At 34.6% G+C, this 16,932-nt stretch carries 11 protein-coding genes; 6 read left to right on the plus strand and 5 right to left on the minus strand.

Going from position 1 to position 16,932, the window contains the following annotated elements; translation table 11 throughout:
• Nucleotides 1-49: 49 nt before the first annotated feature.
• The gene (locus tag R2Q59_RS08630; RefSeq protein WP_316767874.1) at nt 50-883 is read right to left on the minus strand and encodes a LiaF transmembrane domain-containing protein; all 834 of its coding nucleotides are present in this window, start codon (nt 881-883) and stop codon (nt 50-52) included.
• A 242-nt stretch (nt 884-1,125) separates the two neighbouring features.
• On the opposite strand from R2Q59_RS08630, the gene R2Q59_RS08635 reads away from it, so the two are divergent.
• Both R2Q59_RS08635 and R2Q59_RS08640 read left to right on the plus strand, forming a co-directional pair.
• Nucleotides 1,126-3,402, plus strand: a complete 2,277-nt coding sequence (locus R2Q59_RS08635; RefSeq protein ID WP_316785190.1) for a S9 family peptidase — start codon at nt 1,126-1,128, stop codon at nt 3,400-3,402.
• A gap of 55 nt (nt 3,403-3,457) precedes the next feature.
• Nucleotides 3,458-4,333 carry a ChaN family lipoprotein gene (locus R2Q59_RS08640; RefSeq protein WP_316767876.1) on the plus strand — a complete coding sequence of 292 codons (876 nt, stop codon included), beginning with the start codon at nt 3,458-3,460 and terminating at the stop codon, nt 4,331-4,333.
• A 94-nt stretch (nt 4,334-4,427) separates the two neighbouring features.
• Here the strand turns inward: R2Q59_RS08640 and mscL are convergent, their stop codons facing one another.
• Nucleotides 4,428-4,862: a large conductance mechanosensitive channel protein MscL gene (mscL, locus tag R2Q59_RS08645; protein WP_316767877.1), complete on the minus strand. Its 435-nt coding sequence runs from the start codon at nt 4,860-4,862 to the stop codon at nt 4,428-4,430.
• A gap of 176 nt (nt 4,863-5,038) precedes the next feature.
• Here mscL and rpoN point away from each other — a divergent pair, with 176 nt between their 5' ends.
• Entirely contained in the window at nt 5,039-6,511 is a 1,473-nt protein-coding gene (gene rpoN, locus R2Q59_RS08650) for an RNA polymerase factor sigma-54 (RefSeq protein ID WP_316767878.1), read from the plus strand.
• Nucleotides 6,512-6,579: 68 nt separating this feature from the next.
• Here the strand turns inward: rpoN and R2Q59_RS08655 are convergent, their stop codons facing one another.
• The 3 genes from R2Q59_RS08655 to R2Q59_RS08665 all read right to left on the minus strand — a co-directional run bounded on the left by R2Q59_RS08655 (nt 6,580) and on the right by R2Q59_RS08665 (nt 11,657).
• The gene (locus R2Q59_RS08655) at nt 6,580-7,590 is read right to left on the minus strand and encodes a type IX secretion system membrane protein PorP/SprF (protein ID WP_316767879.1); all 1,011 of its coding nucleotides are present in this window, start codon (nt 7,588-7,590) and stop codon (nt 6,580-6,582) included.
• 2 nt (nt 7,591-7,592) lie between these two features.
• A complete protein-coding gene (locus tag R2Q59_RS08660) occupies nt 7,593-11,066 on the minus strand; it encodes a PKD domain-containing protein (RefSeq protein ID WP_316785192.1) in 3,474 nt (1,157 codons plus the stop codon).
• A 135-nt stretch (nt 11,067-11,201) separates the two neighbouring features.
• On the minus strand, nt 11,202-11,657 hold the full coding sequence (locus R2Q59_RS08665) for a response regulator (RefSeq protein ID WP_316767881.1): 456 nt from the start codon (nt 11,655-11,657) through the stop codon (nt 11,202-11,204).
• Between the two features lie 120 nt (nt 11,658-11,777).
• Between R2Q59_RS08665 and R2Q59_RS08670 the strand changes: the two genes are divergently transcribed.
• The 3 genes from R2Q59_RS08670 to R2Q59_RS08680 all read left to right on the plus strand — a co-directional run bounded on the left by R2Q59_RS08670 (nt 11,778) and on the right by R2Q59_RS08680 (nt 16,931).
• Nucleotides 11,778-14,105 carry an Rv1355c family protein gene (locus tag R2Q59_RS08670; RefSeq protein WP_316785194.1) on the plus strand — a complete coding sequence of 776 codons (2,328 nt, stop codon included), beginning with the start codon at nt 11,778-11,780 and terminating at the stop codon, nt 14,103-14,105.
• A gap of 160 nt (nt 14,106-14,265) precedes the next feature.
• Nucleotides 14,266-14,808 carry a hypothetical protein gene (locus tag R2Q59_RS08675; RefSeq protein ID WP_316785196.1) on the plus strand — a complete coding sequence of 181 codons (543 nt, stop codon included), beginning with the start codon at nt 14,266-14,268 and terminating at the stop codon, nt 14,806-14,808.
• Nucleotides 14,805-16,931 (plus strand): 7TM diverse intracellular signaling domain-containing protein, encoded by a 2,127-nt coding sequence (locus R2Q59_RS08680; RefSeq protein ID WP_316785198.1) that lies wholly within the window; start codon nt 14,805-14,807, stop codon nt 16,929-16,931. The genes R2Q59_RS08675 and R2Q59_RS08680 overlap by 4 nt, the downstream gene beginning before the upstream one ends.
• The last annotated feature ends 1 nt before the right edge of the window (nt 16,932 follow it).

Here is a 16,932-nt window from a genome sequence, read left to right on the forward strand (position 1 = left end):
TTTATGGATAAGGGAGTTGTTGTCAAAGCGGTAGGTCTAAGTGTATTGATTAATAATTTCTAATATCAACCCCACCAAACATTGCTATGCCTTTTATAATTAATAATTTATGCGGTCCTTCAGCTAATGGCTGAATACTCCTTTTATCATCTAAACCTCCAAATATGGCTGTTACTTCAGACTTTACGTGCCAGCCTGGGGGGATAATTATTTTACACCCTCCAAATATGGCAGTGATATCGATTGTAATTTCGCCTTCAAAATCTGCCTGTGTTAAATTTAAATCGCAGCCTCCAAAAACCGCGGTAACTTCTCCTCCTTTAAAGTTCTTAGTGTAAATAGTTTGATGGCTTCCACCAAAAACATTTACAGAATCTAGGAAATCATTGCTACTGGTTGTTTTTTCAGCATTTGGGTTAAGGTTTGGGTCTTCTGCTGGATTAGCCATATATGGGTCGTGTTCGCTAAGACTCTCTTTCCACCCGTCTTTGGTTCTTTGCCATCTGCGTCTTCTTTTTCCACATCTCTCCTGATTGAAGCTGCTTTTTGGTTTCAAAATCAAGAATAAACCTAAAGCGATTATTAAAGCAGGCCACCCAATTTTATCAAAATTAACAACATCATCAAACGCTTCTTTTAAAGTAAAAAACGCACCAATGATAATCAATATCAAGCCATTCCCATTTTTAAAATTATGTTTAAACCCTATAAATAAACCAATTAAAATTAAAATGTTACTCCAATGAAACAACCAACTAGGTAAACCAAAACCAATGTTATTCACCAATAAAAGTGAACCCACAACTACTATGATTAAACCAGCCCATAACTTGCCTGAGTTGTTCATTGGTTCTTTATTTTCGTTTATATTATTATTTTCCATTTTCTTCTTCTTTAATGTTATTCAAATGTAAGTCGAACTTTCACATTACCAAACCCTACTTTGTTAATTGCAAGCTAATTCTCGGTAAAAAGCATTAATTAATCGGTAAGTATTTTTGTTTTTAGCAAAACCCAAACCCGCAAGCCTTACAAATGATTAATTTAGGTTTACGATTGGTTAAATTAGAGAAAATATTTTTTCCATTTTAATCGTAATCTTGATTATTCCAAAATCTCAACACAATGATGAAATCCATCTTACTTAGCTGCTTTACTTTTTTGTTTTTATTTTCCAATTCCTCAGATGGTAAAGCACAGGGAAAAATAGAAGATTATCAGCGAGCCGAGTTATTTAATGGCTTAATACAAAATAAAATATATCATGCCCCTACCAATATCAAATGGCTAGTTGATAAGAAACAATATTTCTACAACATCCTTACTGCAAAAGGAACCGAATATCTATTAGTAGATGCAAACAGCTTAACACAATCATCAGCTTTTGACCAAGAAAGACTTGCCACAGCACTTTCTTCACTTACTAATACTAGGTTAGAAGCCTTTAAACTTCCAATTACAAATGTGGTTATGAACAATAATGGCACTGAATTGAGCTTTAATTATGGCGATAAACAATGGACTTATGACTTGGAGATTTTTAAGTGTAAGGAAATAACAAGGCAAGACAATCAAAGACAAACAGGATATTGGGGAGACAGAACGGCTGATGCTTTAGATAGAAAAGTAAAATCCCCTGATGGGAAATGGAATGCTTATATTAAAAATTATAACGTATACATAAAAGGCACAGAAACAACAGCTAAGGAATTTCAATTGAGTTTTGATGGATCCGAAGGAGAGTATTACAATGTAGAATTAGCTTGGTCGCCCGATTCTAAAAAACTAGCTACATATAAAGTTCGTCCTGCTAAACCGCATTTAATTTATTTAATCGAATCCTCTCCTACTACGCAACTTCAGCCCATCCTTCAATCTAGAAATTATTTAAAGCCAGGTGATGCGTTGGCTCAGATGCAACCTGCGTTGTTCCATATAGATCCTAAAAAACAAATAACCGTTGATCAAAGTAAAATACAATTGCAATATGCATTAACGAATTTAGAATGGAGAAAAGACAGTAGGGCATTTACCTTTCATTACAATGAAAGAGGCCACCAAAAATATAGTATTGTAGAAGTTAATGCCGCAGGTATTTTAAGAGAGTTAATTACTGAGGAAAGCAAAACATTTATCCATTACAGTGGACCTAAAATGTATAGATACGATTTAAATGATGGCAAAGAGATTATTTGGGCTTCTGAACGAGATGGATGGAATCATTTATACCTTTATGATGGAGAAGGAAAACTAAAGAATCAAATTACCAAAGGTGAATGGGTAATAAGAAACGTAATTAATGTAAATGAAAAGGAAAGGACTATCCTATTTGAAGGTAGTGGAATGGAAAAAGGTCAAGACCCTTATTTCATTCAATATTATAAAGTTAATTTTGATGGTACTGGATTAGTAAAACTAACTACTGAAAACGGCAATCATAAAGCATTTTTTGCTAATGATTATAGCTCATTTATTGATACTTATTCTCGAATAGACAAAGCACAAATAACCGTTTTAAGAGATGGTAAAACTGGAAAAATATTAAAAGAATTAGAGCAAGCAGACATTAATCCCTTGCTAAAAACTGGATGGAAGTTACCAGAAGTTTTTAGCGCAAAAGGCAGAGACGGCAAAACCGATATTTGGGGAATGATCATTCGTCCAAGTAATTTTGACTCTTCAAAAAAATACCCAGTTATAGAATATATTTATGCTGGCCCACACGATTCTTTTGTTCCGAAAAGTTTTGTGAACGATTCAAGAGGCTCCTTACATGAATTAGCAGAACTAGGGTTTATCGTTTTGCAGATTGACGGTATGGGAACATCTAACAGGTCGAAGGCATTTCATGATGTGGCTTGGAAGAACTTAAAAGATGGAGGATTTCCCGATAGGATATTATGGATAAAAGAAGCGGCTAAAAAATATAATTATATGGATTTAAGCAGAGTGGGCATTTTTGGCAACTCTGCAGGCGGACAAAGCTCATTAGGTGCCTTGTTATTTCATCCAGACTTTTATAAAGTTGCGGTTTCTTCTTCTGGATGTCATGACAATAGAATGGACAAAATTTGGTGGAATGAACAATGGATGGGTTATCCTATCGGACCTGAATATGGAGAATCTTCTAATGTTGACAATGCTTATAGATTACAAGGAAAATTACTTCTTATTTTAGGTGAGTTAGATGACAATGTAGATCCTTCCTCAACAATGCAAGTGATCAATCAATTGGTAAAAGCAAATAAAAACTTTGATTTTTTGATGGTACCAGGAATGAAACATTCCTTAGGTGGCGATTATGGCGAGCACAAAAGACGTGATTTTTTTGTAAAGCACCTATTGGGAGTTGAGCCACCAGAATGGACTTGGGCTACAAATATCACCATCCCTAAACCTTAATAATTTTATAGAACTAACGAATTTTAATACATTAGTAGCTATAAACTAAATAACAATGATTAAAAGATTATTTATTGTCTTGTGCTTTTCTATTCCTCTGTTTGGAATGGCTCAAGATATGACCAAGCATTATAAAATCTACGATGTTAAAAAGCAAAAGATCGTAACTGTTGACGATATAGTAACTGATTTAGCGACTGCTAACGTTTTGTTTTTTGGTGAAGAACACAATGATTCAATCGGACATTATTTAGAAGCTACTTTATTTAAAAAAATTGCAGTTGCTTATCCTGGCAAAGCAGCCTTAACCATGGAGATGTTTCATACGGATGTACAACCTGTTATAAATGAATATTTAAATGGGTTTATTAGTGAAAAAAACTTTATTAAAGAAGCTAGGGCTTGGAACAATTACAAAGATTATAGACCAATGATAGAAACGGCTAAGGCCAATAAACTAGATGTTATAGGTGGTAATGGAGCTGCAAGATATAGCAATGCAGTTACCAGAGGTGGATTAGAGGTTTTAAATCAATTACCTGAAGGTTCAAAACAATTTATCGCTCCTTTACCAATCGATACAGCTACTGGAAGATATTTAGAAAAGTTCATTGAAACTTTAGGCGGTCACAGTATGGGAGGAATGAAAGTTTATCAAACTCAAAACTTCTGGGACGCTACCATGTCATGGTCTATTGCTAAATATGCAAAAGCAAACAAGGATAAGAAGATTTTTCAGGTTAACGGCCGTTTTCATAGCGATGAGAAGCTAGGCACTTTAGCAAAGCTAAAAAAGTATGCTCCTAAGCTTAAAGTGTTAAACATTTCTTCTTTTTCTGCGGATGATTTTAACAACCCAGATTGGAAGAAATATGAAAAACTGGGAGACTATGTTATTGTAACTGACCCAAGCTTAAAACGAACTTTTTAAATATAACAGGTATAAGAAAGCCGCAGATTCGCAGATTTCTTTCTATTTAATTTAGAATGATAATCTGCGAATCTGCGGCTTATTCTTTTGTAGCTTATTTATTTTTCAATAAATCTCTTATTTCAGTTAAAAGCACTTCTTCTTTTGTAGGAGCTGGTGGAGCTGCAGGAGCTTTCGCTTCCTCCTTACGTTTCAAAGAATTAATACCCTTTACCAGCAGAAACACAACTAATGCTAACAAAAAGAAGTTTAAAGCTACAGTTAAGAAATTTCCGTAAGCAAAAATCGCACTATCTTGAATTCCTCTCGCTTTCTCTAAATCTAATCCTTTTGGAACATCTCCTTTCAGCACAATGTATAATTTGCTAAAATCTGGCTGACCGATGATTGAAGATACAATTGGCATTACCAAATCCTTAACCACACTGTCAATTATTTTACCGAAGGCACCACCAATGATAACACCGACAGCTAAATCCATAACATTGCCCTTTACAGCAAACTCTTTAAATTCTTTAACAAACCCCATAGATAGTTTTAATTTTAGTTAACGTTTTATTCAGTTAGTTTAAAAGTAATAAACTTTAAAACCAAATTAAGCTTTTTGCACAAAAAATAAGCCAGTTATAACGATTTGATTATTATTATTGCTTAAATGTAAAGCAAATGTTTATTTTTGAACATTAATCCCATCTTCCTTCAAATATGTTAAGACAAAATTTACAGCAAAAATTATTACAAAAGTTATCACCTCAACAAATACAATTTATAAAGTTGTTACAGGTGCCAACTGTTGCTTTAGATACACGTATTAAGGAAGAATTAGAAGATAATCCTGCATTAGAAGATCCAAGTTTAATGACTGCCGATGAGCCAGTTAATGAATATGATGATCTAAATGAGCGTGATGATTATGATTCTGAAACTAAGGAAGATACCTCTACAGATGAATTTAATGTAGAAGATTATTTACAAGACGACAACACTAACGATTATAGCACCTCATACAATAACGGAGATGACGATGAGGAGAAAAAAGAAACTCCAATTGCCATTGAAAGTACTTTTTTCGAAAGCTTACAAGAACAATTAGACCTTGTTCCTCTATCAGATACGGACTTTATTGTAGGCAAACAAATCATTGGCAGTTTAGATGATGACGGTTATTTACGCCGACCTATAACATCAATGATTGATGATTTAGCTTTTTCTCAGAATGTAATGGTTGAGGAAGAAGATGTGTTGGAAATGTTAAAGGTGATTCAAGGTTTTGACCCTCCAGGTATTGCCGCTCGTGATTTGCAGGAATGTTTATCCTTACAATTAAAACGTAAGGATGTAAACAATCCAATCATTAAAAAAGCCATAGCTATAGTAGAGCATCACTTAGATGAATTTACACGTAAGCATTACGATAAATTGGAGAAATCTGTAGGTTTAAATAACGACGAACTAAAAGATGTTGTAGCCGAAATCCTACGCCTAAATCCAAAACCAGGAGATTCAAATCAGGTTACTACGAAACAACTGCAAATTATTCCAGATTTTCACATCAGTAACAACGATGGAATTTTAATATTAACCTTAAACTCTAAAAATGCACCTGAGTTAAGGGTTAGTCGTTCTTACATGGACATGTTTGATCATTATGATAAAGCATCCCAAAAGGATAAAAAAATGAAGGAAGCTGTTCAGTTCGTAAAGCAAAAGTTAGACTCCGCTAAATGGTTTATAGATGCCATTAAACAAAGACAACAGACTTTATTGAAAACGATGAATGCCATCATGCATTATCAATATGAGTATTTTTTAACTGCTGACGAGCGCAAAATGCGCCCAATGATTTTAAAAGATATTGCTGATAAAATAGGAATGGACATTTCAACTGTATCTAGGGTAGCAAACTCTAAATACGTGCAAACAGAATTTGGAACATTCTTATTAAAATCTTTCTTTTCAGAAGCTATTCAAACTGAAAGTGGTGAAGAAGTTTCTAATAAAGAAGTAAAGAAAATATTAGAAGATTGCATTGGAAACGAAGATAAACGTCGCCCGTTGGCAGATGAAAAATTAACTGAAATCTTAAAAGAAAGAGGTTATAACATTGCCAGAAGAACTGTTGCCAAATATCGTGAACAAATGAATATTCCAGTTGCCAGATTGAGAAAAGAACTTTAGTCAGTTTGCAATTCTCAGTTAACAGTTCCAGAACCTGAAAACTGCCCGTTGTAATCTGTTAACTGAAATTACCACATTCTCATAGAGCTTAACACATTGTATACATTGTTAAGTTGTAATCCTAAAACAATTTCGTGGCTACCATAGCTTACTTTGTTCAACTGTGAAGTCGTGAAATCATAAGAGTAAGTTAAATTAACTAGTCTACTGATGTTCAATCCTGCCATTGCAGAGTAAGAATCATTGTGTCTATAACTACCTCCTAACCAAAATCTATCTTTAAATCCTAACTTTAAGTTAACATCAACAGACAATGGAGTTGGGCTTACATATTTTACCATAACAGATGGAATGGCGGTTATACTTTCATCAATATATAACTTATAACCAGCTGTTAAAAAAGCATGAGGGACTTCCTTACCTGTTTTATAGTTTGGATCGCTTGTAAAAGCCAATTTCTGAGGTAATATTTGTTGAACTGATGCTCCTGCAAAAAAACGAGCACCATATAACCAAACTCCCAAACTTAAATCTGGCTTAACCTGACTAACTATTGCATTATTTAAAGCAGGATCATTAGGGTTTTCGAGGGTTAACTGATTAATATCCAATCCAATTCTAGTTACACCTGCAGCTGCGCCAACCGATAAATTTAATGTTCCGGTTAATTGAAGATGATAAGCATAGGTTAAATTTGCATCTAAACGCGAGATAGGACCGGTCTTATCTAATACAACCGTTGCCCCCATTCCGTGATGAGATGGTGATGCAGTATAATTTTGGCTATAATCATCTGCTCTTGGATCTTCACCCTTTTCTGGCATTGACAATGGATTTTTCCATAAATAATCTGGACTTAAACTCCAGTGAGCCGAAGCAAATGTAGTTTGAGGAGCATTATCAATTCCAGACCATTGTTTTCTGTATCCAGCTTTAAAATCTGTATAGTTTTCGATTCCACTCAATGCAGGGTTTAATAGAAAATTATTAAATATATATTGCGTATACTGAGGCTTTTGCTGACCAAAGGCAGAAATACCTATCAATGATAAAACAAAAATGTAAAAAATCTTCTTCAAAACTATCTTATAATTGTTAGGTTTCCAGTAATACTTTTTCTGCCACTATTTGGGTTGATAATATAGTAATAAGTTCCGACAGGCAGAGGCTGATTTTTATAATTCCCATCGAAAGGTACAGCATATCCTTTACTAAAATACACTCTTTCCCCATTTCTATTGTATATTTCTACATTCGCATTTGGATAAGTATCTAAATACTTCACATTCCAAACATCATTAACTCCATCTCCATTAGGTGTAAAGCTATTGGGAGCATTAACATTTTGCAATACGTATACATAAACATCATCTGTCATGTAACAACCTTGACTTGACGTAACGGTTAAAGTGTATCTAGTATCTTGCTCTGGATTTGCTATTGGGTTTAAAACATCGTCAGCACTTAAGCCTATGGAAGGTGTCCATTTATAAGTTAATCCATTTCCCTTCGCAGTAGCTGAGATTTGTTTCTGGCCTCCAGCTAAAATATAAAAATCACTTCCAGCATCAACAGTTGGCACTGGGTAAACCTCTATTGATTGTGTTTGAGAATTCGTACAACCATTACTCGCAGTAAAAGTGTAGGTAATAGCATGAACGCCAATACCTGCAATTATCGGATTAAATAAGCCTGTTGTACTTACTCCTTTACCGGTATACTCATAAGAACCTAATAAACCTCCAGTTTCTGAACCTGTAAATTGAACTACACCTCCATTTAAGCAAACTGGTTCAAGTGCATCAAATATCACCACGGGTGATGCCAATAAAACAACCTGATGTGTAATCTCATTTGAGCATGTACCTCCAGAATAAACCACCATTTTAACATCTAAAGTTTTTGTTAGCGGTGTGGTAAACTGAGGATAAGTAAATTCATAAAGCTTGTTTACCGTTGGATCTAAATCATCATCGCCATATTTAACTCCATCTATGTACCATTGCACTTTAGTAATGTTACCAAAATCTACAGTAGATATATTTTTTAATGTGAATATCTGATTACTACATAAATTACTGGCATTTAAAGTTTCAAAATCTGCTTTTGGAAAAGAACCATTAACTGTAAAAGGAAGCGATAGTGTTTTCTTACATCCATTTGCATTGGTTATAGTTAAAGTTACTGTGTAGTTTCCAGGAGCATTGTATTTATGTTTTCCATCTCTTTCTGTTGAAGAATTTAAAATACCCGAAGAAGCATCACCAAAATTCCATAAATAAGTAAGTCCTGCCGGAATTGTACCGTCATGATCTGTTGATGAGTTAATAAAAACAGCTTGTGCATCTGCCAAACAAACATCAGGAATAATAAAATCAGCAATAGGCAAGGTTGTAATGTTAACCTCCAAAGAAAATGGTTTGCTAATACAGCCTTTGTCACTTTCTGTTACTAAGGTCACAGTATATTTTCCAGGAGCAGTATAATGATAATTAAACGGAGTTCCATCTCCTTGAATGGCAGGCTTACCATCGCCCATATCCCAAGTCCACTTTACAATTGTACCAGTTGGGTCTATAGTAGATTGATTAACAAATGAAATATCTGTATCTATACAGGAATTTTGGTTTGTAGTAAATAAAGACACTACTTTTGGATTTATTAATATGTTTTGCATTGCTACCTCAGATAGACAGCCATTTTCTGCTCCAACTGAAAGTTTAACAGTATAGTTGCCACCATTTGCGTAAATATGTTTTGGATTTTGATCGGTTGAAGTTTTTCCATCTCCAAAATCCCATAACCATTTTGTAAGTATTTTACCTGTAACTTCTGACGAGCTAGCATCTTTAAATGCTATTTCTTCATTAGCACAACCAGTTGCTGCTTTTGTAAATGCTGCTTTTGGCAAAGGGTCAACATCAAAATTAAAAATTAATTCAATTTCACTTGTGGGGAAACAGGTGCCCCCATTAGGCGGTATGGTAGCAAGAGCAGTAACTTGCGTTTTTCCAGCTACAATAAATGTTTTATTTACTGGAGCAGTGTAAGTGTATAAAGTTTCTCCATTAACAACAGATGCTACACCGTTAGGCGCATTATCAATATAATCTGGTGAACCATCACTAAATTTCCAAATTAATTTAGTTAATTGATAAGGTAATGTTAGTTTAAAATCAGCTGGCTGACCAATGCAAGCTGTTGCATTTTCTTCTCCACTAGTTTTGTTTAATATGAGCAAAAATTGAGTAGATGCTAAACTTGTTCCAGCAGAGTAAGCATAGGACTCTGCCATCCCAAAACCATAAGCAATTGCATTAAAACCATCATCTGCGGTAAGAGTTAAACTTTCATCAAATACTTGAATTTGAATATAAGAATAAGTAGCATCTGCAGGTACTGGTTGCCAAACGCCATTGCTTGGAATACTACCATTTAACCTAAAGGTTGAGGTTTTCGCCGTTTTCATAAATATATTTACATATTTAGTTTGAATGGCTTGATTACTAGAAGAGAATACGGTTATATTCTTGATGTTAAATTCAGTTGGATTTAATAAGACCATTTCTGGATCTCCAATAATATTTGTGCCTGCAACTGTAGAACATGCTTGTGTTAATGAGTATTGAGCTACACTAATCAATTTATCAGCAGATACTAAAACTGCTTCAGTCAGTTGTTGTGTCTCATAAAATTCACCCTTAGATAAATTTATAACCATTCCATTTACCGTTACTTTGGTATTATTATCCTGTGCGAGTACCCTTAAAATATATCTTCTACCTATAAAAGGTATCGCACCATAATTTTTTCCCCAACTATTAGTTGTGTACAACTGCTGAAACAAGGGGTCTCTAGAGCCAGTGCAAGCTATTGTTAGTGATGTACTACCAGAAAATGCAGCAAAGCGTTTACACTGAGAAGTTAATGGATCAACTTCCACAAAAGTACCAGTTAAATCCGACCCTGTAGCAGCATAATACTCATAAACATCTCCAGCTTTAGGTAATTTAATTATTCTTGTTGTTCCCGCAATCTCGTGTATAATTAAATCCGTGTTATCTTCAGCAGCAACCAAAACTAAAAAGTTTCTACCACCATTATCCTGCGTATAATTTAACGAATAATACTTCTGTCCGAGGGCTTCTTTTGGTAAAATTAATGAAGCAGCAGATCTAGCTCCTGCATAAATATGTGCATAAACAGCAACATTTGGCTTGCCTGCAGTTGTCACCACATGAATGGCCCTATCGGTTAACACCAAATTGCCTTCCGCCGCATTAATATATGAATTTGCTCGCGGAACACTAAAAGTAACGATGGTATTGGCTAAAATGGGTTTAGTATCAGTATATGTACCACAACTAACGGTAACTTCAGAATTAGTTTTACTGGTAACAAAAACGTTCATATTAGCCAAACTATTTCCACTTGGATCGTGTGTTGGGAAGGGAAGCCAAAAGTCTGACCCCTCATTAGAAATATTCTGTGCCTTTGCTAATTGGAAAAAACCAGCAAATAGTAATATAATTATAGATGGTAAAAGTTTCTTCATTGACGAGCGACGGGCAAAAAATCTACTCCGTTTTACAATAATAATTATTATTATATTAAAGTAACGCTTTTGTTAGGGAAGAATCGACGAATTACCTAATTGCCTAGATAAAAGCCAACTAAATTGGATAATGTGTTATGATAAAAGATTTTGTCTAGCAATAAACTCTAATTGGCTATTGGCAATCAAAAGTTTCTCTGTAAGTTCTTTATTTTCTTTTCTAAGGGTATAAATTTCCTTGGCTTTTTCTATGTTAATCCTTAAGTCTTCCTCCATCCAAGGTTTTTGGATATATCTATAAACTTGCCCCTTATTGATGGCATCTATAACCGCGTCAATATCTGTATATCCAGTTAAAATCATCCTTATTGGCTCTGGATGTTTTTCTAAAATTGAAGCTAAAAACTCTACCCCAGTTGTCTTAGGCATCCGCTGATCGGTAATAATGATATGAATATCTTCCTTATCAAGTATTTTTCTTCCCTCCTCTGCAGACTCTGCTGTAAAAATCTTATATAACCTACGGTAAGTAGCAGAAAAAGCACTTAAGTTATGGGGTTCATCATCTACGTATAAAATGTTCGTATTCATTTGTTGCTGCCAATAAAAAGATAAAAATACTTTTTTATTATAACTCTTAAAAGACTAATTTAGTTGTTTTAACAATTAAAATTATTTTTATTTATTCTATCTCCCCATTTAAATACTAAAATGCATAATGAAACTGGCTTAAACCCTACTTTATCTCAGCTTATTTCAGAAACTTCCAGACAAAAAACAGTTTATAAACCTGTATTTTTCAACCTGTTAGATACGGTCCAAAAAAGTGCATTCGAACACCTCATTTCTACTAAGAATAATTTACATGTTTACGATCATATTTATTCTCAAGTTGAAGAATTAATTAAATGTTTACAACCAACAATTGTTTTTTTACCTCCCATTGAGTTAGAAAAGGCAGTTAAAAATCACTTCGGAGAAAAATCAGTTGAAGAATATGGCGTATGGGTATATTATCCTTGGGCAGAAAAATTGGTTCATTTATTAGATGAACAGGAATTCGCAATAGTTCGTACCAACAGAAATAAATATAAAATCACTACTCAAGAACAGGCTATTTTAGCTCAAAAGAAAATTGGGGTAATGGGTTTATCCGTTGGTCAATCGGTTTCTTTAACCCTTGCCATGGAGCGAGGATTTGGAGAATTGCGCATTGCGGATTTTGATGAGTTAGACTTGAGCAACATTAACAGAATTAGAACTGGGGTATACAACCTTAAAATCCAGAAAACTGTAATCGTTGCTAGAGAAATTGCAGAAATAGACCCTTATTTAAACGTAGTTTGTTTTGACGATGGCATAACCGAAGAAAATATTGATCGCTTTCTAACAGAAAACGGTAAACTAGATTTATTAATCGACGAATGTGATAGCTTCGATATTAAAATTAATTCACGCATCAAAGCAAAAGCACTAGGTATCCCTGTTTTAATGGAAGGAAGTGATAGGGGCACAATAGATATCGAAAGGTTTGATTTAGAACCTGAAAGACCTGTTTTACACGGTATGGTTCAACATCTGGATATGAGCAAATATAAAGAGCTTACCACACTAGATGAGAGAACACCATACATTACTGCTGTTACAGGTGTTGAAACCTTATCGCCCCGAATGAAAGCATCAGCTGTAGAAATAATGGCCACCATTTCTACTTGGCCACAATTGGCGAGCGCTGTAACCTACGGAGGTGGTGTAACAGCAGATTTATCGAGGAAAATCTTATTAGGCAACCTTAATGTTTCTGGCCGCTTTTTCCTCGACTTAGATGAGCTAATTGCAGACCCAGAAAAAATTTCTGATCAAAAAACAACTGCAGCAAACCTATCACCACTTTCCATTGAAAATATAGAAGAGTTTATTAAGGCCAATCGCTTGGCTTTTGATGAACATACACAACAATTGCCAGAAGAAATTTTAAATCAATTAATAGTTGCCGCAGGAAAAGCGCCATCAGGGGGAAATAATCAGCCTTGGCGGTGGCATCATCAAAATGGCTTGTTGCATTTGTTTTTAGAACAAAGCGTTGCACAAGCTTATCTAGACCCCCAATATATATCATCTTACATTTCAATTGGGGCCGCAATAGAAAATCTTCTGTTAAAAGCAGCTCATCTAAATTTAGCTGTTAACTGGAATTTAACGCCGCAGTTTGCACCAAATCATTTAGCTTGGTTTAGTTTTACCCCAAACTATCAACCTTCTGAGCAAGAAATAAGTTTGGCAAAACAAATTGATTTAAGACATACCAATCGCAAAATTACCCCTAGGCAAGAAATTAATCAAGCTGATTTAAGCCATCTGTCTAATCTCGTAGAACAAATTCCTAATGCCAAACTACAATGGGTTACAGACCCAGAAATGATTAAAAACATTGGCGCCATCGCTACACAAACAGACTTACTTAGAATGTTTATCCCAGAAGCACACGAAGACTTCATTACCAAAGAAATGCGTTGGGATTTAGATGAAGTTCAGGCAACAGAAGACGGGATCGGTATACATACACTAGATTTGAGCAATAATGATTCAATTGGCATTCGTTTGTTAAAAGATAAAAAGATGATCAACTTTTTGCAGCAAATGAATGGCGGAAGTGGCTTTAAGCGATTAACCATGATGCAATTCATGTCATCATCTGCCATTGGCTTAATCACTATGCCAAAAGGCGAAATCAACTCCTTTATTGAAGGCGGTAGAGCAGCTGAAAAACTGTGGCTAGCCACTACAGAAATGCAACTTCAAATCCATCCAGTTAATGTTCCCATCATATTTTTCTATAAAAACACCATTGAAGATAGTTTAACTATCCCCTTAGAACAAAAGGCACAATTAACTTTGGCCGAACAAAATTTCAACCGATTGTTTAGTCTTTCAATAGAACAACCTATCTTTATGTTCAGAATTTTTAAAGCCGCTCCGTCACCAGAAAGAACCATACGAAAATCACTCTCAAAAACATTCTCAATTGGAAGAGCTTAAATCAGATATAAAAAACATTAAGTTCACAGTTTTTAGAGCTGTGGATGATAGGAAAGCTTCTCTGAGTTTTGTTGAGGGACACAAACGGGTACTTGAAATATTCGGAATCACACAAATTTCTTCTGCCAAAGCCGACTGGATTCTTAATCCGGATGTATATGTGGTACTAGTTACTGATGAAGATACCAATAAAGTATTGGGAGGAGGTAGAATACATAAAGCTAATAGAAAAAATAGGTTGCCCATTGAAGAGGCCGTTGGCTATATGGATGAAAACATCTATAAAATGGTTGATGATTTTACAGATGTAGGTACTGGTGAAGTTGCTGGTGTATGGAATTCATTCGAAGTTGCAGGCTTGGGGATAGGGAGCATTCATCTCAGTACAGCTTGTATGGCTTATGCAAAGTTTGTTGGCATTACCACCTTATTTGGTCTTGCCGCACCTGCTACCTATAGAAATGTACTCAGAGGTGGCTTTCAAGTGGTTACTTCATTAGGAAATAACGGTAAGTTTTATTACCCTAAAGATGACATGACGGCCACTGTAATGTTTAATCATGATGTTGTCAATTTGCCTCTTGCTCAGGATCCCCAACGCACTTTTGTATTTGAAATGAGAGAGCAAGCTATATATAAGCAAGAAGCATTATCTAAGCAAGGCGATACTGTTAACTTAACCTTTCATATCCCTAAAACATGACGCCAACCACTCTCAATAGATTATTGATAGTTCTCTTACTTATTGCGGGCAAATGCACCTATGGGAGCTTTAAAAAAGATAGCTTGCCTTTTAATGTCGCATATTATCAAGACAATACCAATAAACTTAAGGCTACACAAGTTCATGAAAAGTTGTTTGTTCAGCTACCAAACCGTGAGGTATTAAATCTAGGTGTAGATGATGCAACTTTTTGGATCAAATTGAGCACTACAAAGGATATAGTATTCGATAAAAATGTCCTTTTTATCGAACAGGTAAGAGTTAAAAGCTATGAAATGTATAGGGAGAAGCAAGGTGAACTTCCCCACCTACAACAGCCTTTAGTTTTACCTGGTTACGATAAGCTAAAAAACGTACAAGGCATTAGCTATCTTCTAACAGACACGATAAGAAAAGATGAGGTTATCTATTTAAAGCTAAAATCTCATGAAAATTTTATTGCAAAAATTTCGATTGTCACGCAAGATAATATAGTTGCTAAAAACTCGTTTAGAGATGTTTTTTTCGGTATTTATACAGGTGTGATGCTCATTATGTTCATCTATAATCTATTCCTCTTTATCGTAGTACGAGACAAAAGCTATATTCATTACGTTTTTTATATACTTTTTACTTGGCTCACACAAATTTCTATACAAGGATACGGTGAAATTTATATTTGGAATAGTCTTCCACTAGTTAACAGCTACTCTGTTGTACTCTGTTCTCTTCTAGCATTATTATTCGCGGATCTTTTTACGATTTCTTTCCTTAATACTAAAGTTTTTGCACCCAGAGCGCATAAAGCATTCCTTACTTACATCGTATTAATATTGTTAACAATTTGTTGCATATTCCTGCTCGATAATCGCACTGCTTTCATGATCATGCAAGTTATCATCATGACTGGAGTAATATTAGCACTTTCAACATCTTATTACGTATACTTTAAAAAGCACTTTAAACCTGCTGGTTATTATAATATCGCATGGACAATATTATTTATTGGTGCTATTTTCTTTATTTTGAAAGATTATAGCATTATTCCGTACAACAACTTCACAACCTATCTTTTGCAAATTTCTTCAGCATTAGAAGTGCTGTTACTTTCATTTGCACTAGCGGATAAAATCAACTTCTTTAAAAAAGAAAATGAAATAGCTCAAGCACAAGCCCTTAATGCATCGTTAGAAAACCAAAAACTCATTAAAGAGCAAAACATAGTATTAGAGAAAAAAGTACATGAAAGAACTGAAGAATTACAGAGCGCAAACTCTACTCTTAATATTACTTTAACAAATTTAAAAGAAACCCAATCTCAATTAGTAGATGCCGAGAAAATGGCTGCCCTCGGTCAGTTAACTGCAGGAATTGCCCATGAGATTAACAATCCTATTAATTTCGTAACCTCTAACATTAAACCTTTAGAATTAGACATCAATGATTTAAAAGACATTATTACTAAATACGAAGAAATTGATTTTGATGGTGATGTGAAAGCTCAAGTTGAAGAGATAGAAGCTTTTAAGAAACAAATTGACCTTGGCTTTGTTAATAATGAAATCGTTTCATTACTTTCTGGAATTAGTGAAGGTGCTAAACGAACCGCAGAGATTATTAGAAGTTTAAGAAACTTTAGCAGGCTGGATGAAAGCGATATGAAACCTGTCGATTTGAACGAGGGCTTGCAATCTACTTTGGTTTTGGTTAGAAATAACATGCCTCATAATTTAACGGTTATTAATGAATTGGGCAACTTGCCTAAAGTAGAATGTCAACCAGGTAAAATTAATCAAGTATTCATGAACTTGGTTTCAAATGCAGTGCAAGCCATAAAAAGTAAAAAGGTACCTGCTGATGAAGAATTTTTAACTATTAAGAGTTGGTATGAAGAACAGCAAGTAAAAATTAGTATTAAAGATACTGGCATCGGAATGACCGAAGAAACAAAACATCGAATTTTTGAGCCATTTTTTACCACTAAAGATATTGGAGAAGGCACAGGACTTGGCCTTTCTATCGTGTTCAGTATCATAGAGAAACACAAAGGTCATATAGATGTTATATCTAAACTAGGTGTTGGAACAGAATTTATTATTACCTTGAATGTAAATCCCGAATAAG

The organism is Pedobacter frigiditerrae (genome assembly GCF_032678705.1).
Classification (GTDB): domain Bacteria; phylum Bacteroidota; class Bacteroidia; order Sphingobacteriales; family Sphingobacteriaceae; genus Pedobacter; species Pedobacter frigiditerrae_A.

Excerpts from the sequence above, each read along its gene's own strand:
- R2Q59_RS08630 (WP_316767874.1), bottom strand. The coding sequence starts at position 883 with ATGGAAAATAATAATATAAACGAAAATAAAGAACCAATGAACAACTCA.
- R2Q59_RS08635 (WP_316785190.1), top strand. The coding sequence starts at position 1,126 with ATGATGAAATCCATCTTACTTAGCTGCTTTACTTTTTTGTTTTTATTT.
- R2Q59_RS08640 (WP_316767876.1), top strand. The coding sequence starts at position 3,458 with ATGATTAAAAGATTATTTATTGTCTTGTGCTTTTCTATTCCTCTGTTT.
- mscL (WP_316767877.1), bottom strand. The coding sequence starts at position 4,862 with ATGGGGTTTGTTAAAGAATTTAAAGAGTTTGCTGTAAAGGGCAATGTT.
- rpoN (WP_316767878.1), top strand. The coding sequence starts at position 5,039 with ATGTTAAGACAAAATTTACAGCAAAAATTATTACAAAAGTTATCACCT.
- R2Q59_RS08660 (WP_316785192.1), bottom strand. The coding sequence starts at position 11,066 with ATGAAGAAACTTTTACCATCTATAATTATATTACTATTTGCTGGTTTT.
- R2Q59_RS08665 (WP_316767881.1), bottom strand. The coding sequence starts at position 11,657 with ATGAATACGAACATTTTATACGTAGATGATGAACCCCATAACTTAAGT.
- R2Q59_RS08670 (WP_316785194.1), top strand. The coding sequence starts at position 11,778 with ATGCATAATGAAACTGGCTTAAACCCTACTTTATCTCAGCTTATTTCA.
- R2Q59_RS08680 (WP_316785198.1), top strand. The coding sequence starts at position 14,805 with ATGACGCCAACCACTCTCAATAGATTATTGATAGTTCTCTTACTTATT.